Raw genomic sequence first — 16,412 nt, 5'->3', positions numbered from 1 at the left:
GGGCATTGATTGACACCCGGCATCCGAGGGATGAATGTGCAGAATTTTCAGGGTCGTGTTCGGTCGAGGCAATGCCGCTAACCCGCTGCTAATTCGGACCATTGAGTCTGTTCGGAAACGGTGAAGGCTTTCGAACTTCTTTTGTTCATCAACGCTCTATCTGTGTATTGTGAAGGAGAATTGAATCGATCATTGAAAGAGGAGTGCAATGGCTGAGAAGCTGATTCGGCAACTCATCGACGACCTTGATGGTAAGCCGATTGACGATGGATTCGGTGATCGAATTGAGTTCTCTTACCAGGGAACGGATTACGTGATCGATCTGCGCGCCACCAATGCAGAGAAGTTCGACGCTGCGGTGAAGCCGTTCGTCGAGGCTGCTGCGAAGGTGAGCGGGAAGCGCGGCAAGAAGGCTCAGGCTGCATCTCCGCAGGCCACATCAGGTTCCGGACGCTCCAAGGAGACGCTCCAGGCCATCCGTGACTGGGCAGGTAAGAACGGTTACGAAGTTGCTCCGCGTGGGCGTATCAAAGCGGAAATCATCGACGCTTTCGACGCTGCACACTAGATTGAATTAAATACACCTCTGGCTCTCGGCGAACTCGCCGGGAGCCAGAGGTGTATTTTACTGTTGCTTTGCCGAGTTCTCGGACAGCTTTGTCCGACAGGTCGTCCGTGTGAAGCAGATCAAATAATTCGTCTAAACAGCACCGAATTTACCCAGCAGATTGGTCGGTTTCTTTCGCTCTGTACAAAGGTCGACAGAGCGCTGTGTGGAGTCGTCGGCGAGGTATTTCGCCCTCGTGCTGCAATTGTCGTGTACATTAGTTAGGTAACACTAACTTTCGGAAGGATCTTTCTGTGGCCAAGCCGACAACTGCATTGACGGTTCTGCGGACCGAACAATTGACCCCCCATATGGTACGAGTGTTTCTCGGGGGACCAGGCTTCGAGTCGTTCACTCCCAGCGAATACAGCGATTCCTATGTAAAGATCGAATTCGGCACTCCTGATCAGCCGACACTGCGCACCTACACGATTCGTTCGTACGATCTTGATGCCAAAGAGATTGCAATCGATTTTGTCGTCCACGGCGACATGGGTGTCGCAGGTCCGTGGGCCGCGTCAGTTCAGCCGGGCGCTGAGATTACTCTGCGGGGACCTGGTGGCGCGTTTTTGCCGTCACCAACCGCTGATTGGTATCTCTTCGTCGGAGACGAGACCGCAATACCCGCTATTTCCGCGTCGATAGCGCGATTGGCGCCGAATGCGGTCGGCTACGCCGTTGTCGAAGTCGGGGGACCGGAAGACGAAATCGCGCTCGATGCCCCAGAAGGTATTGCCGTGACCTGGCTACATCGCGGGGCATCGTCCGATGCGGTCGGCGAAGAATTAGCGGGCGACAACGCTCCGGTTGTCGCCGCGGTCAAGGCACTCGAATGGTTGCCGGGCGAACCGCACGTGTTCATTCACGGTGAAGCACAAGCCGTCATGCACAACCTCCGACCGTACATTCGCAAGGAACGAAATGTCCCGGCGTCGGCTGCTTCTATTTCCGGCTATTGGCGTCGTGGTCGCACCGAAGAGGGCTTCCGGGTCTGGAAGTCCGAACTCGCCGCGGCCGAAAACTAACTCGCGGCGGCCGTGCCGCGAGTCAGCAACACGAGCGCAACGGCCGCGAGAACTCCGAAGGTGGGAATTGCGATTGCCATCGGAACTGCCGTGTCTTCTCCCGCAATTCCCACCAACGGCGAAACCAGCGCCGCCAAGCCGAACTGGCCCGCTCCCATCAGCGCTGAACCGGTCCCGGCCGCGTTGGTGACCTCTCCTTGGGCGAGAGCGGTCGCATTGCCCATGATGAACCCGATGCTCGAAATTGCCACGAACAGTGGGACCAAGATCAACCAGGTATTCGTGGAACTGAAAACCACGCTGGTGCAGAACAATACGGCGCCGCCCATGAGGAGTAGGCACACCCCGAAACGCAGCAGCGTGCGTGCTCCGACGCGACCGAGCAGGCGAGTGGTGATCATCGCTGCCGTGACCATTCCGGTGGCGTTCACTGCGAACGCGATCGAGAATTGTGACGGACTCAGCCCGAGAACGTTCTGAACGACGAACGGTGACGCGGAGATGTACGCGAACAAGGCGCCGAATCCGAAGACGAATGCGAGCGCATATCCGAGGTAGTGCCGATTGCGGACCACGTATCGCAGATTCGAGATCAGGGCCTTCAATCCGCCGCCGTGGCGTCGCTCGGGCGGAAGTGTCTCGGGAACGAGCAAAACGACACCAGCCACCATCACGGCGCCCGCGACAGCCAGGACCCAGAAGATTCCGCGCCATCCGACGGGGCCGAGAAGTGCGCCGCCGATCAGTGGCGCGACGACGGGAGCGATACCGCCGATGATCATCATGATGCTGAAGAGCTTCGCTGCGTCGTCGCCGCGCGCTCGGTCGGCAATACAAGCGCGGGCAAGAACGATGGCAGCGCCTCCACTCAAGCCCTGGACGAGTCGTGCACCGATGAGAAACTCGATGTTCGGCGCCACCGCGCATGCCGCGCCGCTCAGTGCCGTGATGATTGTCGCGGCCAGCAGTATTCGTCGCCTGCCAAGTCCGTCGGAGATCGGACCGATGATCAGCTGGCCGATTCCGAGGCCTGCCATGAAGGTGGTCAGCGTGAGCTGAACGCTGGCCGCAGTAGTGTCGAGTGCATCCGCCATCAACGGTAGGCCGGGCAGGTACATGTCGATGGACAGTGGAGCGATTGCGGAAATCAGTGCCAGTACGCACAACATCTTCAGAGGAATTGCTCGATTCACCGATCAACCCTATCGGCGAGGGAGCTTGCAGTTTCAATCGCGGCGAGCGAGCGTGTGTTCATGACTGACGCATTGCCGGCGAGCTTGAGCGTTCACCTCGATGCGTATGCCGAGCACCTCCGACTGAGCCGAGGCCGGTCGGAACACACGATCCGCGCCTACGTCGGTGACGCGCGGGCATTGCTGACCCATTTCTCCGCGGGTTCGGAGAATGCAGATCTCGACCGCCTCGACCTAAGTGTCATGCGTTCGTGGTTGGCCGCCCAGAATGCCGTAGGAACAGCCCGTACGACGGTAGCTCGACGGGCTTCTTCGGCGCGTGGGTTCACTGCGTGGCTCGCGCAGACCGGACGCATTTCCGTCGACCCGGGCACACGTCTGGCGGCTCCACCAGCTCGCCGGACGCTGCCGACGGTGCTGCGTCAGAGCCAGGCCCTCGACGCAATGGATGCGGCGGAAAGCGGTGCGCAGCAACAAGAGCCGCTCGCCCTGCGAGACCGACTCATCGTGGAATTGTTGTACTCCACCGGAATTCGCGTCGGCGAGTTGTGTGGACTGGACGTCGAGTCGGTCGATGCCGATCGACGATTGCTTCGTGTTCTCGGCAAGGGGAACAAGGAGCGGTCGGTGCCATACGGCCTGCCCGCAGAATCGGCACTGAACGGCTGGCTGGAGCACGGACGACCCGCGCTGTGTTCGGATCGGTCCGGGCGAGCGTTGCTCCTCGGAGTTCGAGGCGGCCGGCTCGATCAGCGTCAGGCGCGTTCGGTGGTCCACGAAACCATGGCTGCAATTCCAGGGGCTCCCGACATGGGTCCGCACGGGCTTCGGCACTCGGCTGCGACACATTTGCTGGAGGGTGGTGCGGACCTTCGTGTGGTCCAAGAACTCCTCGGTCATGCGAGTTTGGCGACCACTCAGCTGTACACGCACGTGTCGGTCGAACGGCTTCGATCCGTCCACGATCAGGCCCATCCGCGCGCCTGATTTGTGGAGCGACGCGAGTTCTCGGCTGGTATTTGGTAGCGTCGCAGCTCAGAAGAGTGAACAATCGGCAAAGTTCGATCGTCGTATCGAGACACTCGATTACATGCGATATCCGGGGGATTCGTGAACCGCCAAGATGTGAAGCACCTGCCGAACAGCGGCCAACCAGCCTGGCTGTCCGAATCGCCGCAACCGGCTCCCGAGCCGGCGCCGACGCCGGAGCCTGTGGCGCGACTGCAAGAGGTCTGGTCCACGCCACCGCCACCGTCGAGCCAACAGCAGGTGACAAACCAGGATCTGGTTGCCGAAGCTTTACTGAAACGCCCGAAACGGACGCCGCGTGGCGGCTGGCGTAGGGGATTGCATCGTGCGACCGGAGGTGTGGTCAATCTGGGGGATTCGACCAACGAACAGCGCAACCGTGCACTGGCCGCCCGAATCGAGCAGCCGATCCGCAACGACTACCGAGTCGCTCTGCTCTCGCTCAAAGGCGGCGTGGGCAAGACGACGGTCACGGTCGGACTCGGTGCGACGTTTGCTTCGCTGCGTGGTGACTGCGTCGTGGCGGTTGACGCCAATCCCGATTTCGGGACTTTGGCACAACGTGTTCCGCTGCAGACCAATTCGACAGTGCGCGATCTGATTGCTGCTAGACCGGACATAAAGAGCTATTCGGACGTTCGAGTGCACACATCCCAGTCGTCGAGTCGTCTCGAGGTGCTGGCGAGTGAGCAGGATCCGGCGATTTCGGAGGCATTCAGCGAGGCCGACTATCGCCAGGTCATCGACATCTTGCAGGTCTACTACAACATCATCCTCACTGATTGCGGTACCGGGATCATGCACTCGGCGATGAACGGCGTTCTGGATCTTGCCAATTCGTTGGTTCTCGTCAGTTCGCCGGCAATCGACGGAGCGCGCAGTGCAGCGGCAACGCTCGATTGGCTTCAGTTGCACGGATACGGCCATCTGGTCGAGCGGACCGTCGTCGTCATCAGCGCCGCCAGACCCGGGTCGAGCGTCATCGACATGGACGCGTTGGTGGACTATTTCATGCGTCGATGCCGCGCCGTCGAGGTCATTCCTTTCGACGAGCATCTCGCGGAGGGGTCGGTGATGGACCTCGAATTGATGCGACCGGCCACCAGACGAGCGTTCATGGAACTGGCAGCGATGGTGGCCGACGACTTCGCGGACGCTGTGGGTCGGCACGCCGTTTCCGAGTGGCACTGATTCTGCGACCGATTTCTGCGACCGATCAGCCTCCTTTCAATGGCTTGAGCCTGAGCGGTTGCGACCGAACCAGTCCGAGTGGATCGAGATACTCGCGTCCTCTGCGCAAGCCCCAGTGCAAACATGCTTCGACAGCGCACCCTTCGTGCCCGGTTTCGAGGGTTCCGATCACGGACCTGTCTGCGACGCGTTCACCTGTGCGAACGACTGCGGTGACGGGTTCGTAGGTCGTGCGTAGGCCGCCGGAATGATCTATCGACACCGTCGGCTTTCCGGCGACCACTCCCGCGAACACCACGATGCCGTCGCCGGCCGCGAGGACGGATTGGCCGGCACTGCCGCCGAGATCGACCCCGCGATGACCCGGCAGCCAGTTCTCAGCCGGTTTGTCGAAAGCCCGTTCCACGTGCGGCCGAGGAGCGAGCGGCCAGTCGAATCGCGTGTCTGCTGACGCCGTGCCTACGGCGACACAGCAGGAGATCACGGCAAAGACCACGCCTCGTCGAGCTCCGTGCAACATCGTCATTCCTTGATCTTGCGTGGAGTAGCGCACGCTTCAATGCAGATCAGACGGGTAATCCACAAGGTAGCCGCCGATCCACAACCGCCGGTTCGGTCTGTTGCTTCCGGGGTGGTTATGGCATCGGGGGACGAGGACGTACACTTGTCGAGCGGTCTGTGCTCGCACAGTCCGACTTCGCGCGCCCGCGCACGTTTTCCGGCCTCGGCTGGTCCTGGTTCTCACGAAACAGGTCCGACGGCCGTGCGGGTGCCAGGGCAGGGATCACCCGATCGCCTGCATCAACCGGATTGAAAGTTTGAGGTACACAGCCATGGCTGTCGTAACCATGAAGCAGATGCTCGATAGTGGAACCCACTTCGGACATCAGACCCGTCGCTGGAACCCGAAGATGAAGCGATTCATCTTGACCGACCGCAACGGCATCTACATCATCGACCTCCAGCAGACGCTGACGTACATCGACAAGGCGTACGAGTTCGTCAAGGAGACCGTTGCCCACGGCGGCACCGTTCTCTTCGTCGGTACCAAGAAGCAGGCGCAGGAGTCCATCGCTTCCGAAGCGACTCGCGTCGGAATGCCCTACGTCAACCAGCGTTGGCTCGGCGGCATGCTCACCAACTTCACCACCGTTCACAAGCGTCTGCTTCGCCTCAAGGAGCTCGAGGCAATGGAGCAGACCGGTGGATTCGAAGGTCGCACCAAGAAGGAAATCCTCATGCTCACGCGTGAGATGACCAAGCTGGATCGCACCCTCGGTGGTATCCGCGACATGGCCAAGGTTCCTTCCGCGGTGTGGATCGTCGACACCAACAAGGAGCACCTGGCAGTTGCCGAGGCTCGCAAGCTGAACATCCCGGTCATCGCGATCCTGGACACCAACTGCGACCCCGACCTCGTCGACTACCCGATCCCGGGCAACGACGACGCCATCCGTTCCGCAGCACTGCTGACCAAGGTTGTCGCTTCCGCGGTTGCCGAAGGTGTGCAGGCACGTGCAGGACTGAGCGCCGACAAGGACGCGAAGCCCGAAGCCGGCGCAGGCGAGCCCCTCGCCGAGTGGGAGCAGGAACTGCTCTCGCAGGCAGCTCCGGCCGCAGAGGCTGAGGCAGCTCCGGCTGCAGAGGCTGAGGCAGCCCCCGCCGCAGAGGCACCGGCCACCGAGGCCTGATTCGTTGAAACCGGCCCTGACCAAGAGTTCTTTTGGTCAGGGCCGTTTCACCGTTAGGCCCGAGCACCACCGTCAGGCCGTGCTTCACCGTTAGTCCTAGGTCCGAAACAGACACATGAGGAGGCTCGCTAATCATGGCGAACTACACCGCCGCTGACGTCAAGCGGCTCCGTGAGCTCACCGGCTCCGGAATGATGGCATGTAAGAACGCACTCGCAGATGCAGACGGCGATTTCGACAAGGCCGTCGAGCAGCTGCGCATCAAGGGCGCGAAGGATGTCGGAAAGCGCGCAGAGCGCACCACCGCTGAGGGTCTCGTCGTCGCCAAGGACGGCGTCATGATCGAGATCAACTGCGAGACCGACTTCGTCGCCAAGAACGACGAGTTCATCAAGCTGGCCGACGAGATCGTGACCGTCGCTGCTGCTGGTAAGCCTGCTGACCTCGACGCTCTCAAGGCGCTCGAGCTCGACGGCAAGACCATCGACACCGTCATTGCGGAGCAGTCCGCGAAGATCGGTGAGAAGCTCGAACTGAGCCGCGTCGCTTCCTTCGACGGCCCCGTTGCCGTTTACCTGCACAAGCGCAGCTCCGACTTGCCGCCCGCTGTCGGCGTTCTCGTCGAGTACACCGGTGAAGGCGATGCTGCTGCTGAGGCCGCTCGCGGCGCTGCAATGCAGGTCGCAGCACTCAAGGCGAAGTACGTCACGCGTGACGAGGTTCCCGAGGAGATCGTCGCTTCCGAGCGTCACATCGCCGAAGAGACCGCCCGCGCAGAAGGCAAGCCCGAGCAGGCACTGCCGAAGATCATCGAAGGCCGCGTCAACGGTTACTTCAAGGACGTCGTTCTGACCGAGCAGTCTTCGGTCACGGACTCCAAGAAGACCGTCAAGGCGATCCTCGACGAGGCAGGCGTGACCATCAAGCGCTTCGTGCGTTTCGAGGTCGGCGCCTCCGCTTAATTCGGAGCCCGCACACATGGACCCCGCCTGAAGAGCATTTGCTCTACCGGCGGGGTCTACGTGTACCTGGGGCCTCCGATGAGGCAGGATGAGAGTGCCTCGGGACGAGTCCCGGGGGCTTTCCTATGCCGCGGTGTCCGATTCGGCGGCAGAAGAAGAATGAAGGACCTACAAGGTCTTGTATCGAACTGAGGAGAACAATGTCCGAACCAGCCAACGAACGTCCAGGATTCAAGCGGGTCCTGCTCAAACTCGGCGGCGAAATGTTCGGAGGCGGCAAAGTCGGTCTCGATCCCGACGTGGTCACCAAGGTGGCTGAGCAGATCGCAGAGGTCGTTCGATCGGGCGTACAGGTTGCAGTGGTCATCGGCGGCGGAAACTTCTTCCGCGGAGCGGAACTGCAGCAGCGTGGCCTCGATCGCGCGCGCTCCGACTACATGGGCATGCTAGGCACCGTCATGAACTGCCTCGCTCTGCAGGATTTCCTGGAGAAGGCGGGCGTCGATTCTCGCGTGCAGACGGCCATCACCATGGGCCAGGTCGCCGAGCCGTACCTCCCCCTTCGCGCACGCAGGCACCTCGAGAAGGGGCGCGTAGTCATTTTCGGTGCCGGGATGGGTATGCCCTACTTCTCGACTGACACCACTGCTGCGCAGCGCGCGCTGGAGATCGGTGCCGAGGTAGTGCTGATGGCCAAGGCTGTCGACGGCGTCTACTCGGCCGACCCGCGTCTCGACCCGGACGCGACGATGTACGAACAGATCACGCACCGTGAGGTCATCGAACGTGAGCTCAAGGTCGCGGACGCGACGGCATTCAGCCTGTGCATGGACAACTCGATGCCGATGATGGTGTTCAACCTCCTCACCGAAGGAAACATCGCTCGCGCGGTGTCCGGTGAGAAGATCGGCACCCTGATCAAGTCGTGAGTGACACCCAAAAAATGATGCAGAACAACATGGAGGAACAGCCGTGATCGATGAAGCGCTCTTCGAGGCAGAAGAGAAGATGGAAAAGGCTGTCACGGTAGCCAAGGACGATCTCGGCTCGGTTCGCACCGGACGCGCGAACCCCGGTATGTTCTCGCGCATCGTGATCGACTACTACGGTTCGATCACGCCGATCACGCAGCTCGCGAGCATCAACGTCCCCGAGGCCCGCATGGTCATCGTCAAGCCGTACGAGGCTTCGCAGCTCAACGCGATCGAGACGGCGATCCGCAACTCGGATCTCGGTGTGAATCCGTCCAACGACGGCAGCATCATCCGCATTTCGGTTCCGCAGCTCACGGAAGAGCGTCGACGTGAACTGGTGAAGCAGGCCAAGTCCAAGGGCGAGGATTCGAAGGTCACGCTGCGCAACATCCGCCGCAAGGCGATGGACGAACTCAGCCGGATCCAGAAGGACGGTGAAGCCGGCGAGGACGAGGTCGGTCGCGCAGAGAAAGAACTCGACAAGACCACGGCGAAGTACGTGCACACGGTCGAGGAACTCGTCAAGCACAAGGAAGCAGAGTTGATGGAGGTATAGCCTCCTCATTTGCAGTGTTTGTCGTCGGGAGTAGATCAGGGAGTTTGGGTGCACGCACAAGAGGGAACCGCCGGTGGTCCCGTCACGGACGGGCCTACGGGCGGCGCTGAGGGCGCGCAACCGCCGAAGTCGAAGGCGGGCAGGAACCTACCTGCCGCCATCGGCGTCGGAGCTGGCCTCGGCGCCTTGGTCATCGGCACTTTGATCTTCCTGCCCCCCGGATGGATCGCCGTCGTTGCGATCGCGATGTTCATCGCGACGTGGGAGGTCACCACGCGGCTTCGTGAAGCCGACATCGAGGTGCCGCGAATTCCGCTTCTCGTCGGCGGGCAAGCCACGATCTGGCTCGGCTGGCCGTGGGGACCGGTCGGGGTGCTCAGCGGATTCACCGCGACCGTCCTGGTATGCATGGTGTGGCGGTTGTTCGACCACGGCCTCAAGGCGACCCCGAAGAACTTCCTGAGAGACACATCCATCACGGTGTTCGTTCTGGCGTGGATCCCGCTGTTGGCGTCATTCGGTGCGTTGATGGTGCTCGAAGACGACGGCCCCGGTCGCGTCTTCGTCCTGATGATCGGTGTCGTGTGCTCCGACATCGGCGGCTACGCGGCTGGAGTGCTGTTCGGGAAGCACCCGATGGTGCCGGCTGTGAGCCCGAAGAAGTCCTGGGAAGGATTCGTCGGCTCCCTCATTTTCTGCGTCATCGGCAGTCTGCTTTCGGTGACGTTGATACTCGACGCGAATTCGATGATCGGCGTCCTGCTCGGTGTCGTCCTGGTGGTAGTCGCGACGGTCGGCGACCTGATCGAATCGCAGATCAAGCGTGAACTCGGCATCAAGGACATGGGAACCTTGCTTCCCGGCCACGGCGGAATCATGGACCGCCTGGATTCACTCCTGCCGTCGGCATTTGTCACCTGGCTGATTCTGTACGCACTCGTCTGATTTCTCGTGCGTGATTTCTTCTCAGGCCGTTCCAAGCCGATCCCCAGTCCGAACATCTGGCATTGGCCGGACGTGTACGAAATCGAGAACCGTGCGCAGGACGTCGACGGTTCCCTCTGGGCCGCGATGCGAGCCCAGGTCGACTGGTCTGGACGCGATGTCGTCGATGTCGGCTGTGGGGCGGGGTTCCATCTACCGGAGTTCGCTCGTACTGCCCGTCGTGTTGTCGGAGTGGAGCCGCACGCACCGCTGGTGAGGGCCGCGCGGGAACGAACCCGCGATTCGGCGTCGATCGACGTAGTCCAGGGTTCAGCAGAGTCCACGGGTCTGGTGGATGCTTCAGTCGATCTCGTTCATGCCCGTACGGCGTACTTCTTCGGAAAAGGCTGCGGCCCGGGAATTCGTGAGGCCATGCGCATCCTGAGGCCCGGGGGAGTCTTGCTGATCGTGGATCTCGATGTGAGCGCCGGCCCGTACGGGGAGTGGATGAGGGCGGATCTGCCCAAATACGATCCCGCGGCGGTCGAAGCGTTCTTCGAGGCTCAAGGATTCTCGCTCACGCGCGTCGAGACCCGGTGGGAGTTCGAGAATCGAGACGATATGCGGCGGGTACTCGGAATCGAGTTCACCGAGAAGACTGCCGAGCGTGCGTTCTCGCAAGTAACGGGATTGGGCTTCACGGTGCGATACCGGATCCATGTTCGGTCCAAACCACGATCACTCGAACTTGCGTGAAGGCGGGCTCAAAAGACGAACGTCAGGCGCTCCGACTTGAGCGCCTGACGTTTTCTGCACCGATTCAGTAGTAAAAAAATCAGTGATCGGTGGGGATGTGGAACAGGGTGGCGAGCTTGTGAATCTTCTTCGCCTTGGCGAGCTTGGGCAAGTCGCTGCCGTCGCGCACGCGTGAGCCGTCTTCGCCGAGATCGTCGATGACATTCTGAGCCCAGATCGCGTCGGCTACAGAGGGACTCAGTCCTGCGTTGACGGGGGCAGTCTGCGCGGTGGTCATGCAGAGTTTGCCGGCCATGCCGAGTGACAAGGTGATCGCACAGTCTCGGGCGAGCAGATCCAGATCGGGGCCGAGCGTGGGACCGTCGATCGGCGGAGCGATGCGTGCCGCGCGGCTGGCGATGGTGAGCCGCGAACGCGGGTACGACATCGACGTGGGGGAGTCGTCCATCCCAGTGTCGCGCCGGAAGTCGCCGCTGCCGAATGCGAGACGGAAGATGCCGTCAGTGCGTGCGATCTCGGGCGCAGCCTCGAGTCCCACCGCGGATTCGACGAGAGCAAGAATCTTGGTGCCGTCGGGAAGTCGCTCGGCCGTGGCGTCGGCCTGCTGACCGCTTTCGGTCTTTGCGAGCATGACACCCTCGAGTCCGGGGAGGCCCGCGAGTACGGCCAGATCCTCTTCCCAGAACGGTGTCGTGGCGTCGTTGATCCGAACCCAGGCGTGATTGTGTTCGCTCAGGAATGCGGCGACATCGCGGCGGGCAGCTGGTTTGTCGGGTGCGGTGACGGCATCCTCGAGGTCGAGAATGACGGCGTCGGCCGCACTCGCGAGTGCGGCGTCGAAGGTGTCCGGTTTGGACGCGGGGACGAGGAGCCAGGATCTTGCCTGCTGCGGGGCAATTCGCGAGGTCACAGGTCTCTCCATGTGAGTAGTCACATCAGGGCCTTTCCGGTGATTTCCACGACATCAATGATGCCTGCTGGCCCATCGATCGACCCAATTGCGTAACTAGATTTCAGTCACATCTGCCGCTTCGCTGCGCGCCGGATCTGAATGATGCGAACGCCGCCTGCCAACGCCATGATCAATGCGCCCGCGATGGCGGAAAGCAGGATCGTGATTCCGAGCGGAAAGTCGATCTGCCAGGCGAGGATCTTGACGGAGACGCTCTCGAGGTTCTGCAGGATGAACACCAGCAGTAAGATCAACACGATTGCACCTATGACCAGGCCAACCCAGGTCGTGGCGGCTCTGGTTCGGTCGGTGACCGACGTTCCGGTCGGCACCGGTTCAGGCGTCAGTGTCGGTTCCGGATCGTGTTTTTCCACTGCCTTGTTCTCGTCCACCTTCGGAAGTTCCGGATCGGGGCCGAAACCGTCGGCTGGGCCGTACACGGGGGAATTCGACGGATCCTCTGGTGTGGTTGACATGACATGATCATCACTCAACCTGCGCGAAGTTGCACGGGTAATCCGGCCACAATCGGGTGGCAGTGGGGTAGCACCCCAAAACAATGGGACAATGGTGTAACTATGGCTGCCTCTCTTCCCCTCGTTTTCACTGCACCCAAGCGCGGAATGCCTCCACGGCACCTCGCCGATCTCGATTCCGCCGAGCGCAAAGAAGCGGTGAAAGAGCTCGGCCTTCCGGCTTTCCGGGCCGATCAGCTGGCGCGTCAGTACTACGCGCGGCTGGAAGCCGATCCGGAGAAGATGACCGATCTCCCCGCATCGGTGCGCGAGAAGGTGGGGGAGTCGCTGTTCCCGACCTTGTTGACCCCGATCAAGCACCTCGCGTGCGATTCGGGCGACACTCGCAAGACCCTGTGGAAGGCACATGACGGAACGCTGCTCGAAAGCGTCTTGATGCGCTATCCCGACCGGGCAACACTTTGCATCTCGAGTCAGGCAGGCTGCGGAATGGCCTGCCCGTTCTGTGCGACGGGTCAGGGCGGCCTCGACCGCAACCTCTCGACCGCCGAGATCGTCGATCAGGTTCGCGAGGCAGCGGCCGCCATGCGCGACGGTGAAGTCGCCGGCGGCCCCGGACGCCTCTCGAACGTCGTGTTCATGGGTATGGGCGAGCCTTTGGCGAACTACAAGCGTGTGGTGGCAGCGGTACGACGGATCACCTCGCCTGCACCCGACGGCCTCGGCCTGTCTCAGCGGTCCGTCACGGTCTCGACCGTCGGCCTCGCTCCCGCTATCCGCAAGCTCGCTGACGAAGGCCTGAGCGTCACGCTGGCGGTATCGCTGCACACACCGGACGACGAACTGCGCGACACTCTTGTCCCGGTCAACAATCGCTGGTCAGTGTCGGAGGTACTTCAGGCTGCCCGGTACTACGCAGACAAGACCGGTCGCCGTGTGTCCATCGAGTACGCGATGATCAAGAACGTCAACGATCAGCCGTGGCGCGCGGACATGCTGGGCAAGAAGCTGAAGAAAGCACTTGGCGGGTTGGTGCACGTCAACCTGATTCCGCTCAACCCGACTCCGGGCAGCGAGTGGGACGCGAGCCCCAAGGACGTCGAGCGTGAGTTCGTGCGTCGGGTCATCGCCCAGGGCGTCTCGTGCACGGTGCGCGATACGCGCGGTCAGGAAATCGCCGCAGCCTGTGGCCAGCTGGCAGCCGAGAACTGAAACGTTCCAGGCCTGAAACACGTAAAGAGAAGGCCTCCACGAACTTTCGTTCGTGGAGGCCTTCTCTTTGTCAGGTTTCTAGCGCGGGCGGCGACGGATGACGATGTCGCGGACCAGAATGAAGATCATCAATCCGGCGGTGCCGATGAGCCACAGATCCTCGACCTTGCCGTGATGGTTTCCGATCATCATCAGAAGCAGGAATATTGCGAAGAACCATCCGAGGAAACGGAAAAACTTGAGTCCTTCACCACTCCACCCCCATGCGGCAGAGGGAACCTCGGCCTCATCGACGTGCGAGACCACGACGGGGGCGCTGGACTTGACGTCCAACTGGGTATCGGCCACGGTCGATCCTCCTGCTCATTCGGTTGCACTACTGCCCAATATGGTGACATACGACTGCCTGTCGTACGTAGTTGGGCGTCGATAAGGTTGTTCTCAGGTGTTATCAGGAACAATGGGCGAGTGCAGGAAACCACACGTACCCGCGTCCTCCTCCTCGGCAGTACCGGTTCGATCGGTACCCAAGCGCTGGAGGTCATCGCTGCCAACCCCGACCGTTTCGAAGTAGTCGGTCTTGCAGCGGGCGGCAACAACGTCGAGTTGTTGGCCGAACAGATTCGTGCAACCGGCGTCACGGACGTCGCCGTCGCCGATCCTGCAGCGGCATCGGCGCTGGAATCGGTAACCGCCCGTTCGGGACCGAGCGCCGTGACAGAACTGGTTCGGGACAGCGGTGCCGATGTTGTCCTCAATGCGCTCGTCGGTTCGTTGGGACTCGAACCGACACTGGCGGCTTTGAACTCGGGAGCGCGCCTGGCGCTGGCGAACAAGGAATCGCTTGTCGCCGGCGGAGCGCTGGTGACGAAAGCCGCCGCCCCCGGTCAGATCGTGCCGGTCGACTCGGAGCATTCGGCGCTTGCCCAGTGCCTACGTGGTGGAACAGGCGACGAGGTGGCCCGGTTGGTTCTCACCGCTTCGGGTGGGCCGTTCCGTGGCTGGAGCGCCGAGGATCTCGAAAGTGTGAATCCAGCTCAGGCAAAAGCGCACCCCACCTGGTCGATGGGGCCCATGAACACCCTCAATTCGGCAACTCTGGTCAACAAGGGCCTCGAGCTGATCGAGACGAACCTGCTGTTCGGGATCGACTACGACCGCATCGACGTCACCGTGCACCCGCAGTCGATCGTGCATTCCATGGTCACCTTCTTCGACGGGTCGACGCTGGCGCAGGCAAGCCCGCCGGACATGAAGCTCCCGATCGCTCTCGCTCTAGGCTGGCCGGACCGCATCGAAGGTGCTGCGTCGGCATGCGACTTCACCACCGCCTCCACCTGGGAATTCGAGCCGCTCGATTCGTCGGTGTTCCCCGCCGTCGATCTGGCGCGAAGCGCGGGCAAATCCGGCGGTTGCTTCACCGCGATCTACAACGCGGCCAACGAAGTGGCGGCTCAGGCATTCCTCGACGGTGTCCTTTCCTTCCCGGCGATCGTCCGCACGGTGGCCGCTGTTCTCGACGATGCAGGTCAATGGTCCGCGGAACCGGTTACCGTGGACGACGTTCTGGCCGCAGACGGCTGGGCACGCACACGAGCGCGTCAGCTCGTGAAGCAGGAGGGCTAGAGCTTTCATGGTTTTTGCACTGGGCGTAGTGCTGTTTGCCCTCGGCATCGGCGTGTCCATCGCCCTGCACGAAGCCGGTCACATGTGGACGGCCAAGGCTTTGGGAATGAAGGTTCGCCGCTACTACATCGGCTTCGGACCGAAAATCTTCTCGTTCCGTCGAGGTGAGACCGAGTACGGCCTCAAGGCGCTGCCGCTGGGCGGATTCTGCGACATCGCGGGCATGACGGCCCTCGACGAGATGACGCCTGAAGAAGAGCCGCACGCGATGTACAAGAAGGCGGCGTGGAAGCGCGTCGTCGTCATGTCCGGCGGTATCGCGATGAACTTCATTCTCGGCTTTGCGCTGCTGTACGGGCTGGCTCTCGGCTGGGGCCTGCCGGATCGCAGCGGGGATACGTTGGCGAAGGTGGGCAGTCTGTCGTGCGTCGCACCGACGCAGTCCGAAGACGGAACTCTGGCGACCTGCTCCGGTGACGGTCCGGCGCAACGGGCTGGGTTGGAGCCGTCGGATGTGATCACAGCCGTTAATGGGCAACCGGTGTCGACATCGGCCGATGTGGTGGCCAAATTGCAGCCGGTCACCGGTACTGCAGTGCTCAGCGTCGAACGCGACGGGCAGGATCTAACGATTCCAGTCGTCGTAGAACAAGCGCAGCGGTGGGTGACGGATCCGGCAACAGGTGATTTGCGTTCGGCGACTGTGGGCGCGGTCGGAATGAGCCTGGGTACCGTGTCGCCACCCCTGCTCCAGTTCAACGCTTTCAGCGCAGTTCCGGGCACCCTGAGTTTCACCGGCTTCACTCTGGTCGAATCGGTCAAGGCCATGGCTGATCTGCCGGCAAAGGTCGGTGCGTTGTGGGAATCGGTGACAGGCGGCGAACGCGCCCAGGACACACCGATCAGCGTGGTCGGTGCAAGCGTTATCGGCGGTGAAGCGGCGGACCGTGCACAGTGGGCGACGTTCGTCGGACTGCTCGCATCGATCAACTTCTTCCTCGGTGTTTTCAACATCCTGCCGCTGTTGCCGCTCGACGGCGGTCACATCGCGGTGGTCTTCTACGAGAAGATCCGTGATTGGTTCCGCGCCCGCCGAGGCTTGATTCCCGGCGGCCCGGTCGACTACACGCGACTCCTTCCGATTACTTACGTATTCATCGTGATCGGTGGCGCGTTCATGTTGCTGACACTCACGGCTGACATCGTCAATCCGATCAAGATCTTCTGACCGTGTGAGA

The 16,412-nt window shown here is 61.6% G+C and carries 18 protein-coding genes; 13 read left to right on the top strand and 5 right to left on the bottom strand.

The genetic code is table 11. From position 1 onward, the window contains the following. Nucleotides 1–208 precede the first annotated feature (208 nt). Nucleotides 209–568 (top strand): histone-like nucleoid-structuring protein Lsr2, encoded by a 360-nt coding sequence (locus tag RhoBH5_RS03485; RefSeq protein ID WP_003942721.1) that lies wholly within the window; start codon nucleotides 209–211, stop codon nucleotides 566–568. Nucleotides 569–861: 293 nt separating this feature from the next. After that, nucleotides 862–1,632: a siderophore-interacting protein gene (locus RhoBH5_RS03480; protein ID WP_030535667.1), complete on the top strand. Its 771-nt coding sequence runs from the start codon at nucleotides 862–864 to the stop codon at nucleotides 1,630–1,632. Here RhoBH5_RS03480 and RhoBH5_RS03475 read toward each other — a convergent pair. Further along, nucleotides 1,629–2,801 carry a multidrug effflux MFS transporter gene (locus tag RhoBH5_RS03475; RefSeq protein ID WP_007734871.1) on the bottom strand — a complete coding sequence of 391 codons (1,173 nt, stop codon included), beginning with the start codon at nucleotides 2,799–2,801 and terminating at the stop codon, nucleotides 1,629–1,631. The genes RhoBH5_RS03480 and RhoBH5_RS03475 overlap by 4 nt on opposite strands. Nucleotides 2,802–2,885: 84 nt before the next feature. Here RhoBH5_RS03475 and RhoBH5_RS03470 point away from each other — a divergent pair, with 84 nt between their 5' ends. Then, on the top strand, nucleotides 2,886–3,812 hold the full coding sequence (locus tag RhoBH5_RS03470) for a tyrosine recombinase XerC (protein ID WP_003942767.1): 927 nt from the start codon (nucleotides 2,886–2,888) through the stop codon (nucleotides 3,810–3,812). 123 nt (nucleotides 3,813–3,935) lie between these two features. Next, on the top strand, nucleotides 3,936–5,045 hold the full coding sequence (locus RhoBH5_RS03465; RefSeq protein WP_003942711.1) for a MinD/ParA family ATP-binding protein: 1,110 nt from the start codon (nucleotides 3,936–3,938) through the stop codon (nucleotides 5,043–5,045). Nucleotides 5,046–5,070: 25 nt separating this feature from the next. Here the strand turns inward: RhoBH5_RS03465 and RhoBH5_RS03460 are convergent, their stop codons facing one another. Next, complete coding sequence (locus tag RhoBH5_RS03460; RefSeq protein ID WP_231783297.1) at nucleotides 5,071–5,565, bottom strand: M23 family metallopeptidase; 495 nt, start codon at nucleotides 5,563–5,565, stop codon at nucleotides 5,071–5,073. Nucleotides 5,566–5,878: 313 nt separating this feature from the next. On the opposite strand from RhoBH5_RS03460, the gene rpsB reads away from it, so the two are divergent. The 6 genes from rpsB to RhoBH5_RS03430 all read left to right on the top strand — a co-directional run bounded on the left by rpsB (nucleotide 5,879) and on the right by RhoBH5_RS03430 (nucleotide 10,908). After that, a complete protein-coding gene (gene rpsB / locus RhoBH5_RS03455) occupies nucleotides 5,879–6,736 on the top strand; it encodes a 30S ribosomal protein S2 (RefSeq protein ID WP_003942709.1) in 858 nt (285 codons plus the stop codon). Nucleotides 6,737–6,870: 134 nt separating this feature from the next. Further along, the gene (tsf, locus tag RhoBH5_RS03450; protein WP_007734877.1) at nucleotides 6,871–7,698 is read left to right on the top strand and encodes a translation elongation factor Ts; all 828 of its coding nucleotides are present in this window, start codon (nucleotides 6,871–6,873) and stop codon (nucleotides 7,696–7,698) included. A 200-nt stretch (nucleotides 7,699–7,898) separates the two neighbouring features. Next, the gene (gene pyrH, locus RhoBH5_RS03445) at nucleotides 7,899–8,627 is read left to right on the top strand and encodes a UMP kinase (protein WP_003942722.1); all 729 of its coding nucleotides are present in this window, start codon (nucleotides 7,899–7,901) and stop codon (nucleotides 8,625–8,627) included. Nucleotides 8,628–8,670: 43 nt separating this feature from the next. Further along, nucleotides 8,671–9,228 carry a ribosome recycling factor gene (gene frr / locus RhoBH5_RS03440; protein WP_042924420.1) on the top strand — a complete coding sequence of 186 codons (558 nt, stop codon included), beginning with the start codon at nucleotides 8,671–8,673 and terminating at the stop codon, nucleotides 9,226–9,228. A 48-nt stretch (nucleotides 9,229–9,276) separates the two neighbouring features. Next, nucleotides 9,277–10,173 carry a phosphatidate cytidylyltransferase gene (locus RhoBH5_RS03435; RefSeq protein WP_003942673.1) on the top strand — a complete coding sequence of 299 codons (897 nt, stop codon included), beginning with the start codon at nucleotides 9,277–9,279 and terminating at the stop codon, nucleotides 10,171–10,173. 6 nt (nucleotides 10,174–10,179) lie between these two features. After that, complete coding sequence (locus RhoBH5_RS03430; RefSeq protein WP_054827408.1) at nucleotides 10,180–10,908, top strand: class I SAM-dependent methyltransferase; 729 nt, start codon at nucleotides 10,180–10,182, stop codon at nucleotides 10,906–10,908. A 79-nt stretch (nucleotides 10,909–10,987) separates the two neighbouring features. Here RhoBH5_RS03430 and RhoBH5_RS03425 read toward each other — a convergent pair whose 3' ends face one another. Both RhoBH5_RS03425 and RhoBH5_RS03420 read right to left on the bottom strand, forming a co-directional pair. Then, the gene (locus RhoBH5_RS03425; protein WP_073512296.1) at nucleotides 10,988–11,830 is read right to left on the bottom strand and encodes an HpcH/HpaI aldolase/citrate lyase family protein; all 843 of its coding nucleotides are present in this window, start codon (nucleotides 11,828–11,830) and stop codon (nucleotides 10,988–10,990) included. 95 nt (nucleotides 11,831–11,925) lie between these two features. Further along, entirely contained in the window at nucleotides 11,926–12,336 is a 411-nt protein-coding gene (locus RhoBH5_RS03420; RefSeq protein WP_221741945.1) for a LapA family protein, read from the bottom strand. A gap of 102 nt (nucleotides 12,337–12,438) precedes the next feature. Here RhoBH5_RS03420 and rlmN point away from each other — a divergent pair, with 102 nt between their 5' ends. Beyond that, nucleotides 12,439–13,548 carry a 23S rRNA (adenine(2503)-C(2))-methyltransferase RlmN gene (rlmN, locus tag RhoBH5_RS03415; RefSeq protein ID WP_003942816.1) on the top strand — a complete coding sequence of 370 codons (1,110 nt, stop codon included), beginning with the start codon at nucleotides 12,439–12,441 and terminating at the stop codon, nucleotides 13,546–13,548. Nucleotides 13,549–13,626: 78 nt separating this feature from the next. Here rlmN and RhoBH5_RS03410 read toward each other — a convergent pair whose 3' ends face one another. Then, nucleotides 13,627–13,896 carry a DUF2631 domain-containing protein gene (locus RhoBH5_RS03410; protein ID WP_003942762.1) on the bottom strand — a complete coding sequence of 90 codons (270 nt, stop codon included), beginning with the start codon at nucleotides 13,894–13,896 and terminating at the stop codon, nucleotides 13,627–13,629. A gap of 120 nt (nucleotides 13,897–14,016) precedes the next feature. On the opposite strand from RhoBH5_RS03410, the gene dxr reads away from it, so the two are divergent. Both dxr and RhoBH5_RS03400 read left to right on the top strand, forming a co-directional pair. Beyond that, nucleotides 14,017–15,174: a 1-deoxy-D-xylulose-5-phosphate reductoisomerase gene (gene dxr, locus RhoBH5_RS03405; protein ID WP_030535659.1), complete on the top strand. Its 1,158-nt coding sequence runs from the start codon at nucleotides 14,017–14,019 to the stop codon at nucleotides 15,172–15,174. A 7-nt stretch (nucleotides 15,175–15,181) separates the two neighbouring features. Beyond that, complete coding sequence (locus tag RhoBH5_RS03400) at nucleotides 15,182–16,402, top strand: M50 family metallopeptidase (protein WP_270007953.1); 1,221 nt, start codon at nucleotides 15,182–15,184, stop codon at nucleotides 16,400–16,402. Nucleotides 16,403–16,412 lie beyond the last annotated feature (10 nt).

Origin of the sequence: Rhodococcus sp. BH5 (assembly GCF_027583855.1) — a bacterium.
GTDB lineage: Bacteria > Actinomycetota > Actinomycetes > Mycobacteriales > Mycobacteriaceae > Rhodococcus_F > Rhodococcus_F qingshengii.
Note: the sequence above shows the minus strand (reverse complement) of the source record. Positions and strands in the feature narration are given on the sequence as shown.